General features: G+C 48.1%; 24 protein-coding genes and 1 riboswitch. Of the genes, 7 read left to right on the top strand and 17 right to left on the bottom strand.

Annotation, left to right across the window (positions count from 1 at the left end; genetic code table 11):
• Positions 1-48: 48 nt before the first annotated feature.
• Entirely contained in the window at positions 49-2,190 is a 2,142-nt protein-coding gene (locus RDP42_RS01845) for a sodium:proton antiporter (RefSeq protein WP_308762288.1), read from the top strand.
• 26 nt (positions 2,191-2,216) lie between these two features.
• On the opposite strand, the gene RDP42_RS01840 is transcribed toward RDP42_RS01845, so the two are convergent.
• From RDP42_RS01840 to lepA, 13 genes are all read right to left on the bottom strand, one after another.
• Positions 2,217-2,519 carry a GNAT family N-acetyltransferase gene (locus RDP42_RS01840; RefSeq protein ID WP_303912247.1) on the bottom strand — a complete coding sequence of 101 codons (303 nt, stop codon included), beginning with the start codon at positions 2,517-2,519 and terminating at the stop codon, positions 2,217-2,219.
• A gap of 239 nt (positions 2,520-2,758) precedes the next feature.
• Positions 2,759-4,042, bottom strand: a complete 1,284-nt coding sequence (locus RDP42_RS01835; RefSeq protein WP_308762287.1) for a voltage-gated chloride channel family protein — start codon at positions 4,040-4,042, stop codon at positions 2,759-2,761.
• A 115-nt stretch (positions 4,043-4,157) separates the two neighbouring features.
• Positions 4,158-4,225: riboswitch (Fluoride riboswitch) on the bottom strand.
• 262 nt (positions 4,226-4,487) lie between these two features.
• Complete coding sequence (gene galE / locus RDP42_RS01830; protein WP_308762286.1) at positions 4,488-5,522, bottom strand: UDP-glucose 4-epimerase GalE; 1,035 nt, start codon at positions 5,520-5,522, stop codon at positions 4,488-4,490.
• A gap of 176 nt (positions 5,523-5,698) precedes the next feature.
• A complete protein-coding gene (gene rsxA, locus RDP42_RS01825; RefSeq protein WP_308762285.1) occupies positions 5,699-6,301 on the bottom strand; it encodes an electron transport complex subunit RsxA in 603 nt (200 codons plus the stop codon).
• A gap of 19 nt (positions 6,302-6,320) precedes the next feature.
• The gene (rsxE, locus tag RDP42_RS01820) at positions 6,321-6,905 is read right to left on the bottom strand and encodes an electron transport complex subunit RsxE (protein WP_204474238.1); all 585 of its coding nucleotides are present in this window, start codon (positions 6,903-6,905) and stop codon (positions 6,321-6,323) included.
• An 11-nt stretch (positions 6,906-6,916) separates the two neighbouring features.
• Positions 6,917-7,576 carry an RnfABCDGE type electron transport complex subunit G gene (locus tag RDP42_RS01815; protein ID WP_308762284.1) on the bottom strand — a complete coding sequence of 220 codons (660 nt, stop codon included), beginning with the start codon at positions 7,574-7,576 and terminating at the stop codon, positions 6,917-6,919.
• Positions 7,573-8,562: an RnfABCDGE type electron transport complex subunit D gene (locus RDP42_RS01810; protein ID WP_308762283.1), complete on the bottom strand. Its 990-nt coding sequence runs from the start codon at positions 8,560-8,562 to the stop codon at positions 7,573-7,575. Before RDP42_RS01810 ends, RDP42_RS01815 begins: the two co-directional genes overlap by 4 nt.
• A 12-nt stretch (positions 8,563-8,574) precedes the next feature.
• Complete coding sequence (gene rsxC / locus RDP42_RS01805; protein ID WP_308762282.1) at positions 8,575-9,912, bottom strand: electron transport complex subunit RsxC; 1,338 nt, start codon at positions 9,910-9,912, stop codon at positions 8,575-8,577.
• A 33-nt stretch (positions 9,913-9,945) separates the two neighbouring features.
• Positions 9,946-10,902 (bottom strand): Fe-S cluster domain-containing protein, encoded by a 957-nt coding sequence (locus tag RDP42_RS01800; protein WP_308762281.1) that lies wholly within the window; start codon positions 10,900-10,902, stop codon positions 9,946-9,948.
• 17 nt (positions 10,903-10,919) lie between these two features.
• Positions 10,920-11,345: a SoxR reducing system RseC family protein gene (locus RDP42_RS01795; RefSeq protein ID WP_303912227.1), complete on the bottom strand. Its 426-nt coding sequence runs from the start codon at positions 11,343-11,345 to the stop codon at positions 10,920-10,922.
• 144 nt (positions 11,346-11,489) lie between these two features.
• Positions 11,490-12,686, bottom strand: a complete 1,197-nt coding sequence (ilvA, locus tag RDP42_RS01790) for a threonine ammonia-lyase (RefSeq protein WP_204474253.1) — start codon at positions 12,684-12,686, stop codon at positions 11,490-11,492.
• 122 nt (positions 12,687-12,808) lie between these two features.
• Positions 12,809-13,411, bottom strand: coding sequence for a sigma-70 family RNA polymerase sigma factor (locus RDP42_RS01785; RefSeq protein ID WP_308762280.1), 603 nt, complete (start codon positions 13,409-13,411; stop codon positions 12,809-12,811).
• Between the two features lie 283 nt (positions 13,412-13,694).
• Positions 13,695-15,476: a translation elongation factor 4 gene (lepA, locus tag RDP42_RS01780; RefSeq protein WP_308762279.1), complete on the bottom strand. Its 1,782-nt coding sequence runs from the start codon at positions 15,474-15,476 to the stop codon at positions 13,695-13,697.
• A 105-nt stretch (positions 15,477-15,581) separates the two neighbouring features.
• On the opposite strand from lepA, the gene RDP42_RS01775 reads away from it, so the two are divergent.
• From RDP42_RS01775 to RDP42_RS01760, 4 genes are read left to right on the top strand one after another with little or no spacing between them, the layout of a single operon-like run.
• Entirely contained in the window at positions 15,582-16,163 is a 582-nt protein-coding gene (locus tag RDP42_RS01775; protein ID WP_308762278.1) for a LemA family protein, read from the top strand.
• A 13-nt stretch (positions 16,164-16,176) separates the two neighbouring features.
• Positions 16,177-17,106 (top strand): TPM domain-containing protein, encoded by a 930-nt coding sequence (locus RDP42_RS01770; RefSeq protein WP_308762277.1) that lies wholly within the window; start codon positions 16,177-16,179, stop codon positions 17,104-17,106.
• 27 nt (positions 17,107-17,133) lie between these two features.
• The gene (aroC, locus tag RDP42_RS01765; protein ID WP_308762276.1) at positions 17,134-18,213 is read left to right on the top strand and encodes a chorismate synthase; all 1,080 of its coding nucleotides are present in this window, start codon (positions 17,134-17,136) and stop codon (positions 18,211-18,213) included.
• Positions 18,214-18,224: 11 nt separating this feature from the next.
• Positions 18,225-19,580, top strand: coding sequence for a dipeptidase (locus RDP42_RS01760; RefSeq protein WP_204474270.1), 1,356 nt, complete (start codon positions 18,225-18,227; stop codon positions 19,578-19,580).
• A gap of 35 nt (positions 19,581-19,615) precedes the next feature.
• On the opposite strand, the gene RDP42_RS01755 is transcribed toward RDP42_RS01760, so the two are convergent.
• Complete coding sequence (locus RDP42_RS01755) at positions 19,616-20,626, bottom strand: endonuclease/exonuclease/phosphatase family protein (protein WP_374046895.1); 1,011 nt, start codon at positions 20,624-20,626, stop codon at positions 19,616-19,618.
• A gap of 5 nt (positions 20,627-20,631) precedes the next feature.
• A complete protein-coding gene (locus tag RDP42_RS01750; RefSeq protein ID WP_308762274.1) occupies positions 20,632-22,089 on the bottom strand; it encodes an aminoacyl-histidine dipeptidase in 1,458 nt (485 codons plus the stop codon).
• Positions 22,090-22,231: 142 nt separating this feature from the next.
• Here RDP42_RS01750 and RDP42_RS01745 point away from each other — a divergent pair, with 142 nt between their 5' ends.
• The gene (locus RDP42_RS01745; protein ID WP_204478764.1) at positions 22,232-22,462 is read left to right on the top strand and encodes a hypothetical protein; all 231 of its coding nucleotides are present in this window, start codon (positions 22,232-22,234) and stop codon (positions 22,460-22,462) included.
• A gap of 38 nt (positions 22,463-22,500) precedes the next feature.
• Entirely contained in the window at positions 22,501-23,097 is a 597-nt protein-coding gene (locus RDP42_RS01740; RefSeq protein ID WP_204478766.1) for an OmpH family outer membrane protein, read from the top strand.
• An 82-nt stretch (positions 23,098-23,179) separates the two neighbouring features.
• Here RDP42_RS01740 and RDP42_RS01735 read toward each other — a convergent pair whose 3' ends face one another.
• Both RDP42_RS01735 and RDP42_RS01730 read right to left on the bottom strand, forming a co-directional pair.
• Positions 23,180-24,958 (bottom strand): glycoside hydrolase domain-containing protein, encoded by a 1,779-nt coding sequence (locus RDP42_RS01735; protein WP_308762273.1) that lies wholly within the window; start codon positions 24,956-24,958, stop codon positions 23,180-23,182.
• 40 nt (positions 24,959-24,998) lie between these two features.
• Complete coding sequence (locus RDP42_RS01730; RefSeq protein WP_308762272.1) at positions 24,999-25,763, bottom strand: LuxR C-terminal-related transcriptional regulator; 765 nt, start codon at positions 25,761-25,763, stop codon at positions 24,999-25,001.
• Between the last annotated feature and the right edge of the window lie 70 nt (positions 25,764-25,833).

The following is a 25,833-nucleotide window of genomic DNA, read 5'->3' as shown; positions in this document are numbered from 1 at the left end:
AACTTTGTTAAATATTCAAATGCTCATTTTTTATTGAACCTCAAACCTATGGAAGAATACACCTTTCTTGCCCCTCTGTTGCTGACCATCGGAGGACTCATTATCGGAGCTATCCTGAAAGCATTGCTCAAGCACAGCCGTCTGCCCTACACCGTCGGCCTGTTTGCCATCGGAATTCTTGTAGGCGTGCTGAACCGCACCGGAGTGTTCCAGTCTCTGCCGGAACTGCACAATGCGGTCAACTCCGTAGCCAACATCAATCCTGACCTGATTCTTTACCTGTTCCTGCCCATCCTGATTTTTGATGCGGCCTATGAACTCAACCTGCATATTTTCAAGAAGACCCTGGCCAATGCGACCTTGCTGGCCGCTCCGGGGCTCGTCATCTGTATGTTGCTGACGGCAGCCTTCCTCATGGGTATCGCGACGTTTGTTCCAGGACTGGAATCGTGGACATGGGCATTTGCCCTCATGTTCGGTGCCTTGATCAGTGCCACCGACCCGGTAGCCGTCGTGGCCCTGCTGCACGAACTGAAAACCAGCAAACGCTTCTCCACCCTCGTCGACGCGGAATCTCTGCTGAACGACGGAACGGGTATCGTGTGCTTCATGCTTTTCTTCGGTGCCTACGTTTCGGGTGAAACTGAGCACACCTCTCCGCTGGTCACTTTTATTCAGGAAGTGGGCATCAGTACCCTGTTAGGATTCTTCCTGGCACGTATTGTCATCTGGTTCATCACCCGCATCAATTCGGAAGAGATGGTGCAGAACAGCGTCATCATCCTGGCAGCTTACCTCACCTTCATCCTCTCGCAATATTATCTCGGGGTATCGGGCGTAATTGCCCTCGTGGCTTTCGGACTAACCGTGACTTACGTAGGTAAACCGCGACTGAAACCGCAGGTGAATACTTTCATGGAACATTTCTGGGAATTGCTCACCTACATCGCCAACACCCTGATTTTTATCTTGGTGGGTATCGTCATTGCCGAAAAAGTGGATTTCTCCTGGAGTGCATTCGGTCTGCTGGCACTTCTCTATGTAGCCCTCAACCTGATTCGCTTTGCCATGATCATGCTACTGTATCCGGTCATGAAACGGTTGGGATATGGACTGACCAAACGTGAATCGGTCATCCTGACCTGGGGCGGACTGCGCGGGGCACTGGCCATGACGCTGGCCCTGATGGTGTCCTACACTCCGGCTATTCCCGAAGATATCCGAAGTCAGATACTGTTCTTCACGGCCGGTATCGTGACCCTGACCTTGTGCATCAACGCCACCACCATGCGCGCATTGCTCAACCGCTTGGGACTGACACACATTCCTTCCGCACGTACCTTGCTGGCATACCGCGTGGAAAAATCGGTTCGGGAGAACTCTGAAAAATACCTGGAAAGCTTGAAAAAGCGAGATGCATTGGATGGAGCCAACTGGCAGAAAGTGGAAAATTACATGACCGCCCAACCTCAAGAACCGGCCAAGAATCCACAAAACAAGGCCATGCTTCCGGAAATCCGTCTGCGGGTATTGGACAAAGAAAAAGCGGTCTGCCGCCAGATTTATGAAGAAGGAGTCATTTCAAAAGTGGCCTTTCTGCGCCTCATGAACTCGCTCGACGAGCTCTATGACCACGACGGGAACTACCCGCTGAACATGCGCCATTCCATTTTCAACTTCTGCCAGCGTACTGACTTGCTGAACAGTCTTCGGGGACTTCCTTATCTCCAGAACTGGATGACCTTCTATTTCCGCGAACGCATCACGGTAGTGTACGACTTGGGCCGAGGATTCATTATCCTGCAAAAGGAAAGCCTGAAACTGTTGAACGATCTGGCCTCTTCCGAGTGGATTACCAACGAACAACAGCCGGTGCTCGAAGTGTTACGGGCAGAAATCAATGACAACATGACCCGAATGGGAGCCTTTATCAGCAACCTGGCACAGAACTTCCCGAAGGCATACGGTCATGCCCTGACCATCAAATCCATCCGTATGTTGCTAAGCAACGAACGGCGTACCGTCAAGCAGATGGTCAACAGCGGCATGCTGTCTGAAAAAGACGCAGAGAAACTCCTGAATGACATTGACGACCGTACCGATGAAGTCAATTCATTCAGCCATACCTTTGCCGCCTCTTTCCTGAGGTGGCTGTTCTTCATCAAGAAAAAGAAAATTTACCGTAACTGATGCAAGAGATTCCTGTGCCCCCTTACTTACAGGGCACAGGTTCCTTGTCCGGCATAATCATCGCCCACTTCCCCCTGATACTCCGGATGACGCTGTAACCAGATGACCGCGTATGAACAAGTGGCAATAGCCTTCAGTCCCTTGCAACGGGCATAATCGTAAGCAGCCTTTACCAGCGCAGAAGCAATACCTCTGCCTCCAATCGCTTCCGGAACAATAGTATGCCGTATGTCCAGTCCTCCGTCGTGAATCTGATAGGCTACATGGGCCCGGTGCCCTTCCAGTTCCACATAAAACTCTTGCCGGGATTCGTCATGCTTGATTTCCATATGATTTCTAATTGGTTCTTCATACAAGATAGGATTTTTCTACTTCACGACCAAACGATTCCTGCAATTTTTATGAAATGCAAAGTCATAAATGCCTCGTCACGTACGTGATGAGACCTCTGCACGTTCGTGTCGACCTCTCGTCACGTACGTGATGAGGTCTCCGCACGAACGCGTCGAGCCAAATTTATCCCTGCGATTTGACTATAACTGTGTGTACTTAAAAGAAGCTCCGGAAGTCATTTTCTTTCGGCCAAGGTCTTTCCTTTCTCCCGAAGATAAGCCAAATGCTTCGGACTTCCAATCAGCTGCGCGGTATAAATACCCGTATGGCCGGAAAACAAGTAGGCCACTACACAGGCAATGCCCAAGTAAATTCCCGGTTCTGCCCCAAACAATTCGATACCCATCAACGTACAGGCTATCGGAGTGTTGGTGGCTCCGGCAAACACAGCCACGAAACCAATACCCGCCAGCAATCCCATGGGAAGAGGCACGATGGCCGACAAGGCACTTCCCAACGTAGCACCCACAAAGAACAAAGGAGTTACTTCTCCTCCCTTAAAGCCCACTCCGATGGTAAAGGTCGTAAAGAGAATTTTCAACAGGAAGTCATACCACATCTGCTGCTCGGAAAACGAAGCTACAATAGTAGGCACACCCAAACCTATGTATTTCGTGGTTCCCATCAACCATACTGCTGCGGCTATCACCACACCTCCTACCAACGGACGCAACGGCGGATAACTGATACGTTTGGCCACGCCCGACCAAAAGCCGATGGAACGCGAAAACAACATGGCAGCCAAGCCGAAAAGAATGCCCACTGCTACCGTCCATAGCAGTTTGCTCCCATCAAGCGTGGGTACTTCCGCTACTATATAATGCGTATGTGCCACTCCCCAGGCATGACACACCATGCTGGCTACAGCCGCTGAAAGGAAACTGGGCAAGATGGCTTCGTAGCGCATCCGTCCCACCACAATAACTTCCAGACCGAAAACAGCTCCCGCCAGCGGAGTCCCGAACACAGAAGCAAAACCTGCACTGATACCGATGGCCACCATCAACCGATGGTCTCTGCGCCGCATGCGAAACAAGCGGGAAAACTGGTCGGCAATCGCTCCACCCATCTGCACACCAGTCCCTTCCCTTCCGGCAGACCCACCGAACAAGTGCGTCAATACCGTACCGATATATACCAAGGGAGCCATTCGAAAGGGAATGATGTCATGGGGTGAACGGATTTCTTCTATCAGGTAATTGTTTCCTTTGGAAGCCGACCCAGCCAGGTAATGATACATCAGTCCAATAACCAGTCCGGCCACGGGCAACAAAGCTATGATCCAAAGATGCTGCTCACGATACTGTGTGGCCCATTCCAACGATACCAGCAACAACGCAGAGGCGGAACCAATGCAGGCACCCGACAATGCGGACAAAAAGAGCCACTTGAGCAAATACAAGAACAAAGGAAACTGCTCCAGTTTCCACCAATACTTCCGATTTTTTAATGTCTTCATACAATTTGTTATTTTCTTACATCCAATGCGGTTTTCACTAAAACCAAAGTGGCAAGCATTCCACAAAGTCCGGATGTAGATACAATTCGTCCTGCCGGTCCTCTGGGAAAGACCCACCTTGGCAGGAACTATCAGCTACTCATTAGCGGTTTATCACAGGGAAGTCCCATTCCCTTGATTCGAAAATCGGATGCAAAGGTATAAAAAATCTGGAAACATAAAAAAACTGTTCCCCGACTCTCGTCGGAGAACAGCCACAACACAAACACAAAATAAAACACGACAAAACTACTATGCAAAAATACAACTCCCTGCTTGTTCCAAGTGGAAGTCAGCTGCTCCCATCATCTATTCACATAGACCATAGTCACAAGAGCTGTACATCACATATAACGTTATAAAAACGTATTTAGTTCAATATTTTCAATTCTATTAACACTTCAAATTACATAATACCTTTTTCACGCAAGTGAACCTGCCACTTCCATGCAGAACGCAAGGTATCTTCGATAGAAGTTTCAGCCTTCCAGCCCAACTCTGTATTGGCATAAGTCGGGTCAGCCCAAACTTTTACAATATCGCCTGCACGACGTCCTGAAATCTGATAATTCAGTTTCACGCCCGTAGCTTCTTCAAACTTGTGAATTAGTTCCAGTACAGAAAGACCACGTCCGGTACCAATGTTGAAGACCTCTACTTTATCTTTCTGCTTGTCACTCAATATACGGTCCATCGCAATTACGTGAGCTTTTGCCAAGTCAACCACATAAATATAATCACGGATACAAGAACCATCAGGAGTATCGTAGTCGTCACCGAATACACTCAATTTTTCACGGATACCCATGGCAGTCTGCGTCAAATACGGAATCAGATTCTGCGGCACTCCGTTCGGAAGTTCACCAATCAATGCGGTAGGATGTGCACCAATCGGGTTGAAGTAACGCAACATGATGGCATGAATCGGAGAACCGGAAGTTATTGTATCACGGATGATTTCCTCATTAATCTGCTTGGTATTGCCGTACGGAGATTCAGCTTTCTTGATAGGAGCTTCTTCAGTGACAGGCAGTTTGTCCGGCTGTCCGTATACAGTACAAGAAGAAGAGAAGATAATACCTTTCACACCATGTTTAGGCATCAGCTCCAGCAAGTTAATCAATGAAACCAAGTTGTTACGATAATACAGCAACGGTTTCTGTACGGATTCACCTACCGCCTTGCTTGCCGCAAAATGAATGATACCTTCAATACCCGGATATTTAGTAAATACCGCATCCAAACCAGCCTGATCCAAGCAATCAACCTTTTCAAATGCAGGACGTATGCCTGTAATCTGTTCAATACTATCTACTACATCTGCACGAGAATTAGAAAGGTTGTCTACAATTACGACATCGTAACCGCTATTCTGCAATTCAACCACAGTATGAGAACCAATGTATCCGGTTCCACCTGTCACGAGAATTCTTTTTTTCATAACACTAAGGTTTACTTTTATTTAACTCCTTTATTAAAGTCATTTACTATATCTCCACAAAAGTAGAAAAAAAGATTGAAATGTACACCAACCCGTTATTAAAAAATTAAAAAAGTGTTACCCGGAAACCCACCGGATAACACTTTTTTAAAAGGTGTTCTATTAAAATGACAAAATCAGTTCAAACCGAACAATACGGCAAGTCCTTTATCTACCCCTGAGAAGCCCATAAAGGCCATGGCCAGCAATCCGGCTGTCACCAGGGCGATAGACATACCGCGCATGCCTTTCGGAATGTTGACCAAGCTCAACTGTTCCCGAATACCGGCAAAAACAATCAATGCCAGTGCAAAACCCAATGCAGTAGAGAAGGCATAAATCACACCTGTCAGCAAATCAAAGTCTTTCTGAATGACCAGGATGGTCACACCCAAAATACAGCAGTTAGTGGTAATCAGCGGGAGGAATACACCCAATGCCTGATACAAAGAAGGAGAAACTTTCTTCAAAATGATTTCCACCATCTGCACCAGGGCGGCGATGACAAGGATAAAGGCAATGGTCTGCATATATCCCAGTCCGAAGAGATCCAGCACAAACTTCTGAATGGCGTAGGTCACGATAGTGGACAATGTCAGCACGAAGGCTACCGCAGCTCCCATACCCATGGCCGTTTCAACTTTCTTGGAAACGCCTAAGAACGGACAGATACCCAAGAATTGTGACAACACGATGTTGTTCACAAAGATTGCGGTGATAAATATCAATATATATTCCATATCTTTCTATTTTTAAGGGTTATGCTTTTTTCAAGCGGTTTACAATCGCAATGAGGTATCCCAATACAATGAAAGCTCCAGGAGCCAGTACAAAGATCAACATGCCATAATTTTCCGGCATAATCGCCACATTGAACAACTTACCAGTTCCCAGGAATTCACGTACACCACCCAGCAAAGTCAAGGCAATGGTAAATCCAAGACCTATACCTAGACCGTCAAAGAAAGAAGCTACCGGATTGTTCTTGGCAGCAAAGGCCTCGGCACGTCCCAGCAAGATACAGTTCACCACAATCAACGGAATGAACAGGCCCAAGGTAGCGTACAGTGCCGGCACGTAGGCCTGCATCACCATCTGCAACACTGTCACAAATGAAGCAATGACCACCACAAAGATAGGAATACGTACCATGTCCGGCACCAGATTCTTGATCAGGGAAATCACCACGTTAGAGCAAATCAGCACAAACATGGTAGCCAGTCCCATACTCATACCGTTGATGGCAGAAGAAGTGGTACCCAAAGTCGGACACATACCCAAAAGGAGTACAAACGTAGGATTCTCTTTTACAATCCCATTCATTAACACTTTAAAATTATTCATAGCCTGTCCTCCTATTCTTTTACGGGTTCTACATTCGTGGTATCTGTGTCACATTTTTCAGCTGGTTTTGCCTGCTGAGAGGCTCCACTGGCACTGTCCACATGTTGATTCTTGTAGGCTGCATACGCATTATTGACAGCCAGCAGGAAGGCACGTGAAGTAATGGTAGAGGCCGTAATGGCATCAATTTTACCTCCATCCTTGCTGACGGTCAGCGGTTCCTGTCCCGGATTCTTTCCGGTAATATCGCCTTTGGCACCTTTCTTGAACCATTCGGATGCCTTGGAACCCAGTCCCGGAGTCTCGGAATGGCTCAGCAGCGAATAGTCGATGATGTTTCCGTCATTGTCGAATCCGACCAGCACAGTCAACGGCCCGCCAAATCCATTGGAAGCAGACTGTACGGCAGCCCCCACAGGTTGTCCGCCTTTGGTGGCCTTGTAAATGATATATTGAGCTCCATTGACTTCCACTGTGTCAGCAGCTTCTGCCGGATTGTTGTCAAAACCCGGAACCACCACGGCAATGGCATCGCTCAATGTCTTAGCATTAGCCTGCGCAATTGGTTCAGCAGTCACACTGTTCACCCAGCCCAGCAGCGCTCCGGCCACTACGGAAAATCCGGTCAATGCCAGAGCCATATTCTTTAAAGATGATTCTAATTTTTTCATTTCTTCACTACCTCCCCAAAACGTTTTGGTTTACAATAAGTATTGATCAACGGAGTAAATGCGTTCATGATGAAAATAGCGAACGACATACCTTCCGGATAAGCACCGAAAGTACGGATAACCACGGTCAGGAAACCGATGGCCACGCCATAAATCAACATGCCTTTGTGAGTCATCGGTGAAGTGACATAATCAGTAGCCATGAAAATAGCTCCTAACATCAGACCTCCGGTAAACAGATGAGCAAACGGAGAAGCATACACCGTAGGATTAGCCAGGTGCATCAGGCCGGAGAACACAAACACGGTCACCAGAATGGAAACCGGAATATGCCAGGAGATGATCTTCTTCCACAACATGTAAACCAGTCCAAGCAACAAAGCCAGCGCACTTACTTCACCGATACATCCCGGATTATTTCCCAGGAACAAAGAGAATGTATCGGGTAACTTGCTCAGGGCTGTAGCATCGCCATGAACGGCCATTTTCATCAAGGCCAGCGGAGTAGCTGCGGTTTCCGCATCGGTATAGCTGGTAAGCTGTCCGACTACCGGCCAGGAAGTCATCTGCACCGGGAAAGAAATCAGCAGGAAGATACGTCCTACCAGCGCAGGGTTGAACGGGTTGCATCCCAATCCCCCAAATGTCATCTTTCCTATACCGATAGCCACCAATGCCCCGATGATGATGATCCACAACGGCAGATTGGAAGGCAAGTTGAATGCCAGCAACACACCGGTCAACGCAGCCGATCCATCGGTAATGGTGGTGCGCTCACGCTTCAAGATATATTTGGTGATAGCCCATTCAAAGAACAGACAGGCCACAACAGAAGTCAGTGTCACCACCACTGCTCCCAAGCCGAACATGTAGAAAGAGACGAGCAAGGCCGGTATCAGCGCAATCAGCACGCCATACATGTTTTTCTGTACACTGTCGCCACTATGTACATGCGGCGATAAGGATACTATTAATTTGTTTGCCATAAGATTCTCAAATTATTTTTTTGCATTACGTGCACGGATGATACCGCCCACCTTACCTTTACCTAAACGGATGTAGTCCAACATCGGACGATGAGAAGGACACGTAAACTGGCATGAACCGCATTCGATGCACGACATAATCTTTTCGTGTTCCACGCGTTCCCAGTCGCCGTGAGCTGAACAAGTAGCCAGCAGGAAGGGTTCCAGGCCCATCGGACAAGCACTCACACATTTTGCACAACGGATACACGGCTGAGGTTCTGCACGGCGTGCTTCTTTCTCGTTCATGATCAATACGCCGGAACTACCTTTGCAGATAGGCACTTCAATGTTGACCAATGCCTTACCCATCATCGGGCCACCGCCGATTACCTTTCCGGTATCATCCGGCAGGCCACCGGCTGCTTCAATCAGCTGGCTCATCGGAGTACCCATACGGGTCAGGAAGTTAGACGGGTTCTTCAATGACTTACCGGTCACGGTGACCACACGTTCAAACAAAGGTTTATTCTTCTGTACGGCTTCATATACGGCATAGGCAGTACCTACGTTCTGTACCACCGCTCCCACATTGATAGGGATGGCTGGAGGAGCCGGCACCTGACGGCCAATAATGGCGTCAATCAACTGCTTTTCACCTCCTTGCGGGTATTTCACTTTCAACGGAACCACTTCGATGCCTGGATAAGCTGCTGCTTTCTGCGTCATCAGCTGAATGGCATCGGGTTTGTTGTTTTCAATACCGATATAAGCTTTATTCACTTTGGCTGCCTTCATCAGAATCTGTACACCGACCAGAATCTCATCCGACTTTTCCAACAGCAAACGATGGTCGGCGGTCAGATAAGGTTCACACTCCACGGCGTTGATAATGACACATTCAGCCTTGCATCCGGGAGGAGGAGTCAGTTTCACATGTGTCGGGAAACAGGCACCACCCATACCGACGATACCGGCATTCTTAATTTTAGCGACAATTTCTTCCGGAGTCAGGTTGCATTCCTTGACCAACTCCGTACTACGGTCAATCGATTCTTCCCACTCGTCACCTTCCACATCGATGAAGATGGCAGGTTTACGATAACCACTTGCATCAATCACACTGTCTATCTTGTTCACCTTGCCGGAAACGGAAGAGAAGATAGCGGCCGAAACAAAGCCTCCCGCTTCCGCAATCTTGGTACCGACCTTCACTACGTCGCCTTTCTTTACAATGGCAGTAGCTGGGGCTCCAATATGCTGGGACAACGGAAATACCGCTTGCTTGGGAAGCGCAAGCGTTTCAATGGCTTTTCCGGCTGACAATTTATTTTCTGCTGGATGAACTCCACCAATTCTAAATGTCTTCACTGTTATGTTATTTAGTATTATACAATTATAAGATTAAGCTTCTGTGCTTTTCGGAGCTTCTGTAGCCGGAGTCTCAGCCGGACTAACCTTCTTTGCAGCATCCGGACTTACCGGAGCAGCAGGCTTCTCCACTGCCGGTTTGTCAGCAGCCGGAGTGTCAGCCTTCGGTTTACGCGGCGGGAAGTTCACAGCTACGATGGCGTGCTGCGGACATTCCATTTCACACTTACGGCAAGACTTACATTTGGCCGGGTCAATGTAGGCCAGGTTGTTTTCCAACGTGATGGCTTCAAACGGACAGACTTTCACGCACTTTCCGCAACCGATACAAGCTGCCGCACAAGCTTTGCGGGCCACAGCTCCTTTGTCTTTGTTGACGCACTGTACGTACACTCTGCGGTTGTTCTTTCCTTTCGGACGGATTTCGATGATGTGGCGCGGACAAGCCTTACTGCAGGCACCGCAGGCAGTACACTTCGATTCATCCACTTCCGGAAGACCGGTTTCCGGATTCATGTGAATGGCATCAAACTGACAAGCAGACACACAGTCACCGCATCCCAGACAGCCAAACGTACATCCACTTTCGCCTCCGAAGGTCGTATTGGCTACCACACAAGAACGAACGCCGTCATACTGAGTCAGTTTTGGACGGTTGGCACAAGTACCGTTACATCTTACTACTGCCACCTTCGGTTCAGAAGCTACCGACTCCAATCCCAAGATGCTTGCCACCTTGTCCATTGTAGGCTGACCACCTACCGGACACATTTTTCCTTCCAAGGAACCGGCTTTTACACAAGCTGCGGCAAAACCGGAACATCCCGGAAAACCGCATCCGCCACAGTTGGCCTGAGGAAGCACCTGGGCCACCTGTCCAATGCGCGGATCTTCATACACAGCAAACTTCTTAGAAGCCACGTACAGGATAACGGCCGAAACCAAGCCGATGGCACCCAATGAAATCACTGCAACTAAAATTAAACTCATAATATAAAGTTAGTTTATTAATTATTAATTGATTCCAGAACAAAGACGAAAGTACGTCTGAATCTCTCCCGGCACAAGAAAAGTATCAGATAATAAGGTATCAGCATACACAAGGACACCAGTGAGGAAACGGCCTCGTCACCTCCCGTCACAGACATGGATATAAAAAGTGAAACGAGCAACACCACAAAGGGAAAAACAAAAGCCCACATAACTGCTTTCATACCCAATGATGTCGCTCCGCTTATCGTAACTTGACTGCCAACCTGACAATCCAGCCCGTCCTTATTGTATACATCTATCAGTTTTTCTTTCGACTCTGCCGCACTGCAATGCCCTTTGACACTACATGAAGAGCAGGCAGACGTCTGTACAATCCTTACTTTCAAGTAAGAACCGTTGATGCTTTCCACAATACCTAGATGTTTTACTGTATTAGCCATTTTTGTAAACCACACATTACAAATGTGTGGCAAATGTACGATAAATATTGTTTCGTTGGTAACGCCAACGGAGAAATTCTGTTTAAAAAAAGTAAATTTACAAGGGTGGTCTTACTCAAGACAAACCACCCCAGCACCTTTTGTTCAATCCACGATGGAATATCCCGCCTCCAGCAATGCATTCCGAATCTGTGCGATATGTTCCGCATTACGTGTTTCCATCACTAAACGCAGGAAACAAGCGGTCACATTACTAGTATTGTTATTCCGTTCGTGCAAAACGGAAATGATGTTTCCACCCAGACGGGCGATGACGGCAGCTACCCCCATCAGTTCTCCCGGTCTGTCGTGCAAATCAAGTGTCACCGTATAAGAACGGCCCGACATATTCAATCCCCGACTAATCACACGGCTCAAAATCGTCACATCGATATTACCTCCGGAAACCACACAAATGGTTTTCTTTCCAGCCACCGGTACCTTATTGAACATCGCAGCTGCTACCGAAACGGCTCCCGCTCCTTCTGCAATCAGTTTCTGCTGTTCCATCAATGCCAGAATAGCCGCACAAATCTCATCTTCAGTTACTGTAACAATACCGTCCACGTATTTGCTGCACAGTTCAAATGTATGTTCTCCAGGTTCTTTCACTGCAATGCCGTCGGCCACTGTAGCCACTGAAGCCAAGCACTCACGTTTGGCATGTTCGATAGACCGCAGCATACTCGGTGCCCCCTGTGCCTGCACACCATAGACCTTCACACTCGGTTTCAATGATTTCAAGGCATAGGCTACACCTGATATCAATCCGCCACCTCCTACCGGAACAATCACCACATCCACATCCGGAAGTTGATTCAACAGTTCCAGACCAATGGTACCCTGACCGGCAATGACGTATTCATCATCAAAAGGATGAATGAAAGTATATCCCATTTCCTCTTTTAGTTCCAATGCTTTCTTATACGCATCGTCGTATACGCCCGGAACCAGGCAAACCTCTGCCCCGTAACGTTTGGTAGCCTCCACCTTTGAAATCGGAGCGCCTTCCGGCAGGCAAATCAAAGATTTTATGCCATGCTTGGTAGCTCCCAAAGCCACTCCCTGAGCATGGTTTCCTGCTGAACAGGCAATTACACCTTTTGCTTTTTCTTCATCTGTCAGACGAGATATCTTATAACATGCCCCTCTCAATTTAAAAGACCCGGTATATTGCAGATTCTCCGGCTTCAAATAAATCTGGCTCTCAGGATTTATTTGAGGAGCATAAATCAAATCTGTTCTTCGTATTACATTTTTCAAGGCAAATGAAGCCCGATAAATACAATCCAATGTTAACATAATGATATTCTTTTATTGTTTTCACGTGCAAATGTACAAAAACATTGGATTTTAAAAGAATAAATCCGATAAATAAGAAAAAAAGCATTCAGATAGAAAAAACCATCTGAATGCTTTTCACTTTACAAATTATCATCAAACGACTTTAAGTCCATGCCCTCATCTATAAACTTTCTTCGAAGTTCAACTAAAATTTTTTGATAATGCTTGAAACAAGCCGATTTACTGATTCCCCTTTTTTCCCCTGCCTGACGAAAACTCATTTTATAATAGATAATATCGTGAATCAAACTTTGGTCGTCCAATGAAAGTTCCAAAACCGCTTTTTCCTCTTTTTCATAATAGGATTCCAACAGAAGAGGATTAGAGGATTGAGAGGCCTCCGTTTCAATTAAGATAATCAAATCTTTATCAGAAGAAACCATTACCGGAGACCGTTGCTTTCTACGATAAAAATCACGCACCACATTCATCGTAACAGTCAATGCCCATGATTCAAAATGCCCACGCTCATCATAGTGTGATAAAGAAAAAGCTTCACAAATTCGCAACAAGGCTTCTTGTTGTAGGTTAGAGACATCATCCGAATTTCGGACATGAGAACTTACATATGTTTCCACGATATGCATACATTGACGGAAAAGTATCTTTCTTCTCCGTTCTTCTTCACTTGGTTCCTCTGAAATATCTTCACCGGAACCGGAAAAATGAGTGTGATTTTTCATTTCTCTTACATTTAATCTTACTCTTTCAGTCTCACCCAAAAAGTAAGAAGGTTAACAAAAAAGTGAATTTCAAATAATAGATTTAAAGAACAATTCAAGAAGACCTAAGGCTAATCAATTATTTAAAAATCTTTTATTTTGATAACAAATATAAGATATTAATTTGTATATACAACAATTTTTACACAATATTTTACATGAAAAATTACGATTCGACAAATAAAAAAGGCATCAAAAAGAAGATAATCTTTCTTTTTGATGCCTTTTCCTATGCAAAAATCAATTAATCGAGCTTCAACACTGCTAAAAACGCCTTCTGCGGCACTTCTACCGTACCAATCTGCTTCATACGTTTTTTCCCTCGTTTCTGTTTTTCCAACAGCTTACGCTTACGGCTCACGTCACCTCCGTAACATTTGGCCGTTACATCCTTGCGGACTGCCTTGATGGTTTCACGTGCAATAATCTTGGCACCGATAGCTGCCTGAATGGCAATTTCGAACTGCTGACGAGGTATCAATTCCTTCAATTTCTCACACATCCGACGGCCCAAATCGTAGGCATTGTCAAAATGAGTCAAGGTAGACAGCGCATCTACTGATTCTCCATTCAGCAAAATATCCAGTTTCACCAGCTTGGAAGGACGGAAACCCGACTGATGATAGTCGAACGAAGCATATCCTTTGGAGATACTCTTCAGCTTATCGTAGAAATCAATCACAATTTCTCCCAACGGCATCTTGTAATGCAGTTCCACACGATTTCCGGAAATATAATCCTGTTTTACCAACTCGCCACGCTTGCCCAAGCAAAGCGTCATGATCGGACCGATATAGTCGGTAGCCGTAATAATGGAAGCGTCAATATAAGGTTCTTCAATGTGATCAATTAAGGTAGGATCCGGCATACCGCCCGGATTGTGCACTTCCTGCACTCCACCCTGCTTGTCGTATACCATATAAGATACGTTCGGCACCGTAGTAATGACATTCATGTCAAACTCGCGGTCCAGACGTTCCTGTACAATCTCCATATGAAGCAATCCCAAGAAACCGCATCGGAATCCGAATCCCAATGCCAGAGACGATTCCGGCTGGAAAGTCAGAGACGCATCGTTCAACTGAAGTTTCTCCAATGAAGCACGCAGATTCTCATAATCTTCCGCCTCTATCGGATACACCCCGGCAAACACCATCGGTTTCACTTCCTCAAATCCGTCGATGGCCTTGTCACACGGGCGGTCGATATGCGTAATGGTATCACCCACCTTCACTTCCCGTGAGGTCTTGATACCCGAAATGATATAGCCTACATCACCGGTACGAAGTTCTTTTCGTGGCACCATGTCCATCTTCAAGACACCCACTTCGTCTGCCACATATTCTTTTCCTGTATTGAAGAATTTCACCTTGTCGCCGGTCCGGATGATACCGTTTTCCACCTTGAAATACGCGATAATACCTCGGAAGGAATTAAAAACGGAGTCGAAAATCAACGCCTGCAACGGAGCATTCTCATCTCCCTGAGGAGCCGGAATCCGCTCGATGACGGCCTGCAAGATTTCTTCCACACCTAATCCTGTCTTTCCGGAGGCACGAATAATCTCTTCGCGCTTGCATCCCAGCAAGTCGACAATCTCATCCTCCACTTCTTCCGGCATTGCACTTGCCATATCACATTTGTTCATCACCGGAATGATTTCCAAGTCATGTTCCAACGCCATATACAAGTTTGAGATGGTCTGTGCCTGCACACCCTGCGAAGCATCCACTACCAGCAAGGCACCTTCACACGCCGCAATGGAACGAGACACCTCGTAAGAAAAGTCCACATGCCCCGGAGTATCAATCAAATTCAGAATGTATTTTTCACCTTTATAAGTATACTCCATCTGAATGGCATGGCTCTTAATAGTGATACCACGCTCGCGTTCCAAATCCATATCATCCAGCATCTGTCCTTCCGTAATCTTGATGGTCTGCGTATATTCCAGCAAGCGGTCGGCCAAAGTGGACTTCCCATGGTCAATGTGTGCAATAATGCAAAAGTTTCGGATATTCTTCATATATAATATTACAACTTATCAAAATTATTGTGCAAAGATAGGCAAAAAAAGAGATTTTTGTGTATGTTTGCCATTGAAACTAATCATAAAACATCATTAACCCGTATGAAAAAAACATGGATTATTCTTATCGCAGTAGTCGCTGTTATCGTCATTTACTGCGTTACCTCGTATAACTCTTTAGTGACTCAGGAAGAAACCGTAGGCACGGCATGGAGCAACGTGGAAAACCAATACCAGCGTCGTTCCGACCTGATTCCAAACCTGGTCAACACTGTCAAGGGATATGCCGCTCATGAAAAAGAAACCTTCGACGCCGTAGTTTCCGCCAGAGCGAAAGCTACCCAGATGACCATCGACATCGATGATCTGACTCCGGAAAAGATTGAAGCTTATCAAAAGGCCCAAGGTGCCGTAGGCAGTACATTGAGCCGTCTGCTTGCTGTGACAGAAAACTATCCGGAACTGAAAGCCAATGAAAACTTCAAGGAGCTGCAAGCCCAACTGGAAGGAACCGAAAACCGTATCAGCGTAGAACGTCGCAAATTCAATGAAACGGCCCGCGAATACAACACGAGCATCCGCCGTTTCCCGAAAAACATCGTAGCCGGCCTGTTCGGATTTGAAAAACGTCCTTATTTCGAAGCCGAAGAAGGCAGTGAGAAAGCTCCGGAAGTTAAGTTCTAAACCGGGCTTACACATGAAACGTTATTTCTTGCTGGGAATATTCTTCCTGCTGACTGTCTCCCTCTGCCCCTTGCAGGCGGAAGGCTACAAGGTAGAAGAGATTCCCATGGTACACTTGCAAAACCGGGCTCGATACGTCAGCAACCCCGATGGGGTACTAAGTGAGGCCGCCGTAGCCGCCATGGACACCACTCTTTTTGCCTTGGAGCAAAAGACCGGTATCCAGACTTTGGTCGTGGCTGTCCGTCAGATAGAAGGAGGCGACTGCTTTGACTTCGCTTACCAGTTGGGTGAGAAAAACGGCGTCGGCCAGAAAGGCAAAGACAACGGACTGGTTATCCTGCTGGTCACCGAAGAACGGTGCATCCAGTTTGCTACCGGATACGGTCTGGAAGGTATCCTTCCCGATGCCATTTGCAAACGTATCCAAACCCGCTACATGAATCCTTACCTGAGCAAAGGCAACTGGGATGCCGGGATGGTGGCAGGCGTGCAAGCTGTACGCCAGATACTGGACAAGAGTTCCGGTTCACCCACTCCTCCCGAAGGAGAATCCGACAACCTCCTGCTCTTCCTTGTATTGGGATGCTGTTTCATTCTGGTGCCGGCCTTGCTTTGGTATTCGGTACGCCAGCGGAACAAATGCCCCAACTGCCACAAACATACCCTGAAGCAAGTCTCCGTCCGTACTATTTCCCGTGTAGGAAGTGTACGAACTGAAGAAGTGACTTACTTGTGCAGCCATTGCGGTCATGTGCGCCACGTCCAGCGGAAAGTCAACGATGACGATTTCCACCATCGGGGTGGCAACGGAGGACCTTTCCTGGGCGGACCGTTCTTTGGCGGTGGATTCGGAAGAGGCGGAGGCTTTGGAGGCGGCTTCGGCGGTGGAAGTTTCGGAGGAGGAAGCTTTGGCGGCGGAGGTGCCGGAAGCAAATTCTGATTACAATCACAATTATACTATACAACCATGTACAACAACACTTTTGGAAACATCTTCCGTCTCACCAGCTTCGGTGAATCACACGGAAAAGCTATAGGAGGCGTCATCGACGGATTTCCCGCAGGCATCGCCATCGATATGGATTTCATTCAACAGGAACTGGCCCGTCGCCGACCGGGACAATCGTCCATTACTACGGCCCGCAAAGAGGCCGATGAGGTGGAATTCCTTTCCGGCATTTACGAAGGCGTATCGACAGGATGCCCCATCGGATTTGTCGTATGGAACACCAACCAGCATTCCAACGATTACGACAACATGAAAGACGTATTCCGTCCTTCGCATGCCGATTTCACCTATACACAGAAATACGGCATACGTGACCATCGGGGAGGCGGACGTTCGTCTGCCCGTGAAACCATCACCCGCGTAGTGGGAGGGGCACTGGCTAAACTGGCCTTGAAACAACTGGGCATCCGCATTACGGCCTTCACCTCACAGGTGGGCACCTTCAAACTCGACAAAGATTACACGGCATATGACCTGAGCACCATCGAAAATAACCCCGTACGCTGCCCCGACCAGGAACTGGCACAGCAAATGGCAGACTACATTTACAAGACCAAAGGCGAAGGCGATACCATCGGTGGCGTCATCAGCTGTGTCATTCAGGGATGCCCCATCGGACTGGGACAGCCGGTCTACGGCAAGCTGCATGCCGCTTTGGGCAATGCCATGCTCAGCATCAATGCCGTCAAAGGCTTTGAATACGGACAGGGCTTCGGGCACATGGAAATGAAAGGCAGCCAGCAGAACGATATCTTCTATCGCGACGGCGACAAAATCGGCTTCCGCACCAACCGCTCCGGAGGCATCCAGGGAGGTATCAGCAACGGACAGGACATTTACTTCCGGGTGGCCTTCAAACCGGTTGCTACCGTACTGATGGAACAGCCCACAGTCGACATTCACGGCAATGAAACCATCTTGAAAGCCCGAGGCCGTCACGACCCTTGCGTCCTGCCGCGTGCAGTCCCCATCGTAGAAGCCATGGCAGCCATGACCATCCTCGATTATTACTTGCTCAACAAGACAACCCATTTATAAATAAAAACCTCATGGAAATCAAACAATACATACAAGCCAACGAAGCCCGGTTCCTCGACGAACTGTTCAGCCTCATCCGTATCCCCAGCATCAGTGCTCTGCCCGCACACAAGGAAGACATGCTGGCCTGTGCCGAACGCTGGCGCCAACTGCTGCTCGAAGCAGGAGCCGACGAAGCCATGGTAATGCCCTCGGAAGGACATCCGCTGGTGTACGCCGAAAAACGTGTCAGCCCCGATGCCCCTACCGTACTGGTATATGCCCACTACGACGTGATGCCCGCCGAACCATTGGAATTGTGGAAAACCCCGCCTTTCGAACCGGAAGTACGCGACGGACATATCTGGGCCCGCGGAGCCGACGACGACAAAGGGCAGTCGATGATTCAAGTCAAAGCCTTCGAATACCTCGTACGCGAAGGCCTGCTTCACCATAATGTGAAATTCATCTTTGAAGGAGAAGAAGAAATCGGCTCTCCCAGCCTGAATGCCTTCCTGAAAGCACACAAGGAACTGCTGAAAGCCGATGTTATCCTGGTATCCGATACCAGCATGTTAGGTGCAGACCTTCCCTCCCTCACCACCGGACTGAGAGGCCTGGCTTACTGGGAAATTGAAGTGACCGGTCCGAACCGCGACCTTCATTCCGGCCATTTCGGCGGTGCCGTAGCCAACCCCATCAATGTACTCTGCGACCTGCTTTCCAAAGTCATTGATGCCGACGGACGTATCACCGTCCCTCATTTCTATGATGATGTAGAAGAAGTGCCGGCTGCCGAACGCGCCATGATTGCCCAGATTCCGTTCGATGAAAAGAAATACATGGAAGCCATCGGCGTGAAAGCCCTGAAAGGCGAAAAAGGCTATTCTACGCTGGAACGCAACAGCTGCCGCCCGTCATTCGATATCTGCGGTATCTGGGGAGGATATACCGGTGAAGGCTCCAAGACGGTTTTGCCTTCCAAAGCCTACGCCAAAGTATCCAGCCGTCTGGTACCCCACCAGCAGCATGAAAAAATATCCCAGCTGTTTGTAGACTATCTTACCCAGCAGGCCCCCGACTATGTACAGGTGAAAGTCACTCCGATGCATGGCGGTGAAGGCTATGTCTGCCCCATCCACCATCCGGCCTATCAGGCAGCCGAAAAAGGATTTGAAAAAGCCTTCGGCAAGAAACCGCTGGCCGTTCGCCGTGGAGGAAGTATCCCTATCATCAGCGATTTCGAACAGATACTCGGCATCAAGACCATCCTGATGGGATTCGGACTGGAGAGCGATGCCATTCATTCCCCGAATGAAAACTTCTCGCTCGATATTTTCAGAAAAGGAATAGAGGCAGTAGTGGAATTCCACTTGCAATATAAATAACAAAAAAGGGTGACTTCAGGTCACCCTTTTTCGTTTTATTCCTCCACCGTCAGTTCCAGCAATACCGGAAGATGATCACTGTATCCTCCATGATACCGTCTTCCTTTGTACGTACGGAAAGGCATCTCCCCTCCATACACATTGTCCTCTTCCAACAAGAAAGGGAAACGCAGGATAGCAGCCTTTTCCTTTGAAGTTCGGGTACGTGCATCCGGTTGCAGCAAACCACCGTTTACCACCATCTGGTCCAGTACGCCCCACTCCCCTTTGTAACGGTAAGTCCCGTCCGGCTGATTTTCCATCAGATTATACAAGGCACCCTGTTCCGGATGTTCATCCAGCACAGATACCCGAAGCCCTTCCTGCAACGACTTACCATCAGGGTAATCATTAAAATCTCCCATAATAATCAGACGGGGGTTCTGACGCTTAGCCATCACCGAATCGGCTGCCTGGCGAACCCTGCGAGCCACCCACAAACGGTACGAGTCTGTTTTCTGGGCTCCTCCCACACGTGAGGGAAGATGACAGACAAACACATCCAAGGTGTCCCCGCTGGCCACACGCCCCGAAGCATATAGGATATCCCGTGTAGGCCGCATTCCCAACGAGTCGGAAGGAATGCGAATTTTCTGTGAAGTCAGCAAACGAAACGAAGCAGGCTGATACAACAGCGCCACATCAATGCCACGTTCATCGGGCGAAGAAGTCATCACATATTTATATCCCGCCTCCCGAAGAGAGGAATAACGGGTCAGACTTTTCAGACAGAAATCATTCTCCACCTCACACAAACCGACCAAATCGGGCACCTGCTCTTTCCCGGCTGCCAGAATCACTTTTCCAATCTTATCCAGCTTGTCCTGGAAACGAGAATATGTCCAATTCCGTACACTACCCGGCAAGAACTCCGTATCCTGCTTCAACGAATCATGACGGCAATCGAACAAGTTCTCCACGTTGTATTCCATCACCCGGAATGTCTGCTGTGCCAGGAGCGGTGTGGCCCACAAGCCACACACCATCCCCAGCAAACTATAAATCATTTTTCTCATACACGAACCGGAATATGAACCAACACATCCAGCAAGTGACGCCAGAACTTATCTACCGTAGGAATCAGCATACGCTCGTCAGGTGAATGTACTCCACGCAAAGTCGGTCCGAAAGAAACCATATCCAACGAGGGGTATTTCTCCAGGAACAAGCCACATTCCAGTCCCGCATGGATAGCCTTCACCTTCGGTTCCACTCCAAACAGACGTTTGTAGCTTTCCACTGCCACTTTCAAGATAGCAGACGACGGATTCGGTTTCCAGCCCGGATAACCGTCCCCAGTGACGCAAGTTGCTCCACCCAGTTCAAAGGCCGCACGTACCATCTGCGACATATCCTCGCGAGAAGAAAGAATAGAGCTACGCTGGCTGGTTACTACCACAATCTTGCCGTCGCGCATCTTCACAGAAGCTAAGTTGGAAGAAGTTTCCACCAGTCCCTCAATGTCCTGACTCATGGCATATACTCCGTGATGTACGGCATACAATGAAAGCAGGAAGCGCTTCATCGCTTCTTTTTCCATCACTTCCGCACAAGGCGTTTCCGATTCCAGTTCCATGACCAGGTTCGGTTCCGTAACCGAGAACTCATTTTCTACATCTGCCAGGAACATATTCAGGGCTACCCGAACATTTTCCTTGTCGGCCATCGGCACCGCACACACAGCATGTGCCTCACGCGGAATGGCATTGTGCAAATTACCTCCGTCAATCAGGCTCAGACGCAAGTCGTACTGCTTCATCAGAATCACCAGGAAACGGTCGAGCAACTTGTTGGCATTGGCCCGGTTCTTGTTGATGTCATCCCCTGAATGACCGCCAGTCAATCCCTTGATGGTCACCTTGAAGAAGAAATAACCTTCCGGAGCCGCCGTCATCGGGCACGGGAATTCAGCCGTAGTACCGGCTCCTCCGGCACATCCGATAAACAGTTCTCCTTCGTCTTCTGAATCCAAGTTAATCAGGATGTCTCCGCTCATGAAACCTTCCTTCAAGGCAAATGCCCCAGTCAGTCCGGTTTCCTCGTCCACGGTGAACAAACATTCCAGCGGTCCGTGCTGGATATCCTTTGATGCCAGTACCGCCAGTTCCGTAGCCATTCCGATGCCGTTGTCCGCACCCAGCGTGGTACCTTTCGCTCTCAGCCATTCTCCGTCGATATACGTTTCAATCGGATCTGTTTCAAAATTATGTACCGTCTGGTTGTTTTTCTCACACACCATGTCCATGTGCGACTGCAACACTACCTTCTTCAGGTGTTCCATACCCGCCGTAGCCGGTTTACAGATCAGCACATTGCCTGCTTCATCCACCTTATGTTCCAACCCTTGTGCCTGGGCAAAATCCACCAGGAACTTCCGAATCTTTTCTTCTTTCTTTGAAGGACGCGGCACACGACAGATTTCTTCAAAATAATGAAAAACTGATGCCGGCTGTAAATCTTTCTTTTCCATAAAAGTATCTCTATAAACGTTTAAAACTCATGCAAACAAAAGTTAAATAAGCCGTTTTCACCTACGTAAAAGGCTTTTTTAAAGACAAAACCCGAAGGAATCGGGACAAAAACTTTATATTTGCAGCACAAAATTAATAGAAATGCTCAAGACTCTTCTGATAACTTTGTTAATAGTTGCTATCTGCATAGCGCTATTATCGGTAAAAATAATTTTCAAGAAAAACGGACGCTTTCCAAATACCCATGTAAGCGGCAGCAAGGCTATGCGCAAAAGAGGAATCGGATGTGTACAGTCACAAGACCGTGAGGCCCAGCACCTCAATCCTCATGCCATTCCGGAAAGACAGCCAGTTCATACCGAAGCAGAATAAACGCTAATAATTAACTAAAAAACGATATCACTATCATTATGAAGAAAACGAATGTATTGAAGGGACTTCTGGCGCTTGCCGTAGTACTCCTGTTTACACAATGTACAGAAAAGAAGGGAACTTCCACTGAGACAGCTGCTCCGGCAGTAGCAGGTACCAATATGAAAATCGCTTATGTAGAGGTAGATTCCCTGCTGACAAAATACCGCTTCTGGAACGACCTGAACGAACTGATGATTCAGAAAGAAGAAAACATCCGTACCACTCTGAATGAAAAAGCAAAAGAACTGGACGGAGAAATGAGAGAGTTCCAGCGTAAATTGGAAAACAACGGATTTGCCAGCCGCGAACGTGCAGAACAGGAAAATGCCCGTCTGTTGCAGAAACAGCGTGACCTGCAGCAGTTGCAGGAAAAGCTTTATGCAGATCTTCAGGCAGAAAACCAGAAGAACAGCCTGCAGCTCCGCGACTCTATCAATTCATTCCTGAAAGTATACAACCAGAAAAAAGGCTACAGCCTGATCATCAGCAACACCCAGTTGGACAACCTGCTGTATGCTGACAAATCACTGGATATCACACAGGAAATTGTAGACGGCTTGAACGCACGCTACAACCCGAGCACCAAGAAATAATTTTCTAACTATTTTTATTATATAAATAAAAAAGTCCGGCCCTTTCGACCGGACTTTTTTTATGGCGACTTATCGCCTGTGGTTACATCTCATTCAACAACGCATTCATTTCTTTCACCATCAAGGCAGGCGATTTCTTGTTCGTCTTAATCCAACCTTCCGGAGTAAATTCCGACAGCTTGGCGTTCAGTTTCTTCAGTTTTCCGGTAGCTCCCTTGGCTTCCAGTTCCTTCCGCAGCACATAGATTTTCTCACAATCCTGCAAACCTTCTACCAACCGTTCAAAACGGATGCTGCTGCGCGGACCCGGATAAATGCTGTACGTATCCCCAGCCGCCCACGTACGGAAACGAGAGTCACGCAACGGATCCATCGGCCAGCTGTTCACTGCCCAACGCAGATAACCGTCATATCCTCCTGCCACCGCATGCAACGCCGTCCATGCAGCTTCCGCCGGCGCCGAGAAAGTAAACGTATTCGGGAACGCCTCCGTACAGCAAGTGTACACCGTACTGATTTGTCCCTTGCGTTCGCGTTCCGCTTTCACTTCTGCCGGGAACTGGTTTCCGTAAGGAATGCTGAGGTAATACAAATCGCCCTGAATCTCTTCGTGATAGTTTCCGGCCAGTGTAATCTTGAATTCCGGATCGGCTGCCTTGATTACCTTGATAGCCTCCTGCATGGCTTCCATCGGACGCTCGTCCATAGAGATAGCCGTCTTTTCAAACCAACCCTTTTCACGCAGGTGACGAGCGAAATCTCTCAGGAAGGTACCCCAGTATTCTGCGTATGCTTTATCTCCCGGTGCAGCCTTGATAAACTGTACCTGATTGGTAGCCTGGTCAAAATAGTCAAAGCTCAACGCCCACGGAATCATCGTGTAGCAGCTGATCAAGTCCTTGATACCTACTTCGTTCATCATGAATTCCACCCACTTGTCGAACACCGTATAGTCGTACACCCACGTGCCGTCCAGCTTCTTCATCCGGAAAATCATGCTATGATAAGCGTCCTCCGTCTGCCCGGCCCAAGGCTTCTCCATGATACTGGCAGTAATGGAACGCTGCCCCGCATTGGCCAGCATCTTCATGATGGGACGCATGGCATCAAAATGCGCCTTGCTCCACAACGGCACCTGATAGTATCGCGCCACGGCATACGGATTCTGCCACAAATCCAAATGAAACACCCAGTCCTTAGGAGCCGGCAATGTGCGATTCACCACCTCAATCTCAAACGGCAGTTTCATTGCCTCGAAATTCTTTCCGGAAACGGTCAGCGTGCCTTTATATTTTCCCGGTCTTGCTTCCGCGGGCACCCACACGTTCAGCCACACCGGCTGCGTAGTGCGCGCCTTCACTTCCCGTACCCGTACGATATCGAGCACATCGGCTACCATCGAAGAATCCCACTCCGCCTTATTCTCACGGACACCACATCCTCCGCTTCCGTCCTTATTCAACTCATCGGTCATCACGTAACGCACAAAATGAGTCCGCACTGCCGAAGCCGGAATCACCGAACTCCCGTTCTTCAACTCACTGACCGTCATTTCCGCCCCTTCCAGGTCTTTCTGCGTCCACAACACCGCCTGTGCATTCACCCGTTCTCCTTTCCAGGCCTTCAGACGGAGCGTACCGGTCTGCTTCGCATCCGGCACATCCAGTTTCTTGTAACGCACGTCCGTCGTACCCCAGCAGAACTGGACCGGAGCCTTCATCTTGTTCCACACTTCCACCCCGTCGTGAGGCTTCGTATCCGTCAGTTCCTCATAATCTCCCAAAGGGAATTTCTCAACCTGCTGCGAAAAGCAGGCCGGGCCGCATGCAAGCAGCACCGATAAAATCAACATTTTTTTCATTTCTTATTATATTTAGGTTAGTATACACTATCGAATTCCTTTACATTATTCCCAGCTCCTTCGCCACCCGACAGGCCTCTATGGAACTCTTCACCTGAAGTTTCCGCAGAATCTCCTGCCGATGCCGGCTCACCGTATTGATGCTGATGGAAAGCAGGATGGCAATGTCCTTGCTCATCATCCCCTTAGCTATCAATCGGAGAATCTGTGTCTCCCGGTAAGACAGTATCTGCGAATCATGCCGACGAGCCAGCTCCATCACCTCGCCAGTCAGGGAATTGACCACCACACTCTTTCCGGAAAACATCGGAAGCCAAGGCGTATACACGCACAAAGCCAGCCACAATCCGTTCTCCACAGGTGAAGACACATAAAACAACCGGTGCAGCACAAACTGATAGTTCCCGGCCCCGTCCTTCATGCGCAACTTACTGGCCAGATAGAACTCGGCCCGCTTCATCTTCGGCTGACGTCGCACGAAATGGAAGAAACGGAGCTCCTGCAAATATTTCTCGTGCAAATCGTCCGGATGCATCTGCTTCAGGATAGCCTCTTCCCAAATTGAATCAATCCGGTCTTCCGCGCCAGGCACCTGCTTCCATCCCAAAGTCTGAGCAAAATGCCCATAATACACATAGCTGATATTGGTATGCATGTCGCTCAATACCGCCACCGCATTCTCCATTTCCGCATAACCGGAAGCAATCTTCTTGTACTTTTCCAGCTCCGCCACCGGCAGCCCGTCTCCCTGCGGAACCAGACTCTGCGTCAAAAAACGGCTGTTCAATTTATCTACTATGTCCATGAAAATGGTTATTAATCATCATTGTGCATTCGTTTCCAACGCACTACATTTGCAAAGATAACGAGGAAAA

The sequence above is a fragment of the uncultured Bacteroides sp. genome, assembly GCF_902472605.1.
GTDB lineage: Bacteria > Bacteroidota > Bacteroidia > Bacteroidales > Bacteroidaceae > Phocaeicola.
The sequence above is the reverse complement of the archived record's forward strand: the minus strand, read 5'-3'. Positions and strand labels throughout refer to the sequence as shown.

Excerpts from the sequence above, each read along its gene's own strand:
- RDP42_RS01845 (WP_308762288.1), top strand. The coding sequence starts at position 49 with ATGGAAGAATACACCTTTCTTGCCCCTCTGTTGCTGACCATCGGAGGA.
- RDP42_RS01840 (WP_303912247.1), bottom strand. The coding sequence starts at position 2,519 with ATGGAAATCAAGCATGACGAATCCCGGCAAGAGTTTTATGTGGAACTG.
- RDP42_RS01835 (WP_308762287.1), bottom strand. The coding sequence starts at position 4,042 with ATGAAGACATTAAAAAATCGGAAGTATTGGTGGAAACTGGAGCAGTTT.
- galE (WP_308762286.1), bottom strand. The coding sequence starts at position 5,522 with ATGAAAAAAAGAATTCTCGTGACAGGTGGAACCGGATACATTGGTTCT.
- rsxA (WP_308762285.1), bottom strand. The coding sequence starts at position 6,301 with ATGGAATATATATTGATATTTATCACCGCAATCTTTGTGAACAACATC.
- rsxE (WP_204474238.1), bottom strand. The coding sequence starts at position 6,905 with ATGAATAATTTTAAAGTGTTAATGAATGGGATTGTAAAAGAGAATCCT.
- RDP42_RS01815 (WP_308762284.1), bottom strand. The coding sequence starts at position 7,576 with ATGAAAAAATTAGAATCATCTTTAAAGAATATGGCTCTGGCATTGACC.
- RDP42_RS01810 (WP_308762283.1), bottom strand. The coding sequence starts at position 8,562 with ATGGCAAACAAATTAATAGTATCCTTATCGCCGCATGTACATAGTGGC.
- RDP42_RS01800 (WP_308762281.1), bottom strand. The coding sequence starts at position 10,902 with ATGAGTTTAATTTTAGTTGCAGTGATTTCATTGGGTGCCATCGGCTTG.
- RDP42_RS01795 (WP_303912227.1), bottom strand. The coding sequence starts at position 11,345 with ATGGCTAATACAGTAAAACATCTAGGTATTGTGGAAAGCATCAACGGT.
- ilvA (WP_204474253.1), bottom strand. The coding sequence starts at position 12,686 with ATGTTAACATTGGATTGTATTTATCGGGCTTCATTTGCCTTGAAAAAT.
- RDP42_RS01785 (WP_308762280.1), bottom strand. The coding sequence starts at position 13,411 with ATGAAAAATCACACTCATTTTTCCGGTTCCGGTGAAGATATTTCAGAG.
- lepA (WP_308762279.1), bottom strand. The coding sequence starts at position 15,476 with ATGAAGAATATCCGAAACTTTTGCATTATTGCACACATTGACCATGGG.
- RDP42_RS01775 (WP_308762278.1), top strand. The coding sequence starts at position 15,582 with ATGAAAAAAACATGGATTATTCTTATCGCAGTAGTCGCTGTTATCGTC.
- RDP42_RS01770 (WP_308762277.1), top strand. The coding sequence starts at position 16,177 with ATGAAACGTTATTTCTTGCTGGGAATATTCTTCCTGCTGACTGTCTCC.
- aroC (WP_308762276.1), top strand. The coding sequence starts at position 17,134 with ATGTACAACAACACTTTTGGAAACATCTTCCGTCTCACCAGCTTCGGT.
- RDP42_RS01760 (WP_204474270.1), top strand. The coding sequence starts at position 18,225 with ATGGAAATCAAACAATACATACAAGCCAACGAAGCCCGGTTCCTCGAC.
- RDP42_RS01755 (WP_374046895.1), bottom strand. The coding sequence starts at position 20,626 with ATGATTTATAGTTTGCTGGGGATGGTGTGTGGCTTGTGGGCCACACCG.
- RDP42_RS01750 (WP_308762274.1), bottom strand. The coding sequence starts at position 22,089 with ATGGAAAAGAAAGATTTACAGCCGGCATCAGTTTTTCATTATTTTGAA.
- RDP42_RS01745 (WP_204478764.1), top strand. The coding sequence starts at position 22,232 with ATGCTCAAGACTCTTCTGATAACTTTGTTAATAGTTGCTATCTGCATA.
- RDP42_RS01740 (WP_204478766.1), top strand. The coding sequence starts at position 22,501 with ATGAAGAAAACGAATGTATTGAAGGGACTTCTGGCGCTTGCCGTAGTA.
- RDP42_RS01735 (WP_308762273.1), bottom strand. The coding sequence starts at position 24,958 with ATGAAAAAAATGTTGATTTTATCGGTGCTGCTTGCATGCGGCCCGGCC.
- RDP42_RS01730 (WP_308762272.1), bottom strand. The coding sequence starts at position 25,763 with ATGGACATAGTAGATAAATTGAACAGCCGTTTTTTGACGCAGAGTCTG.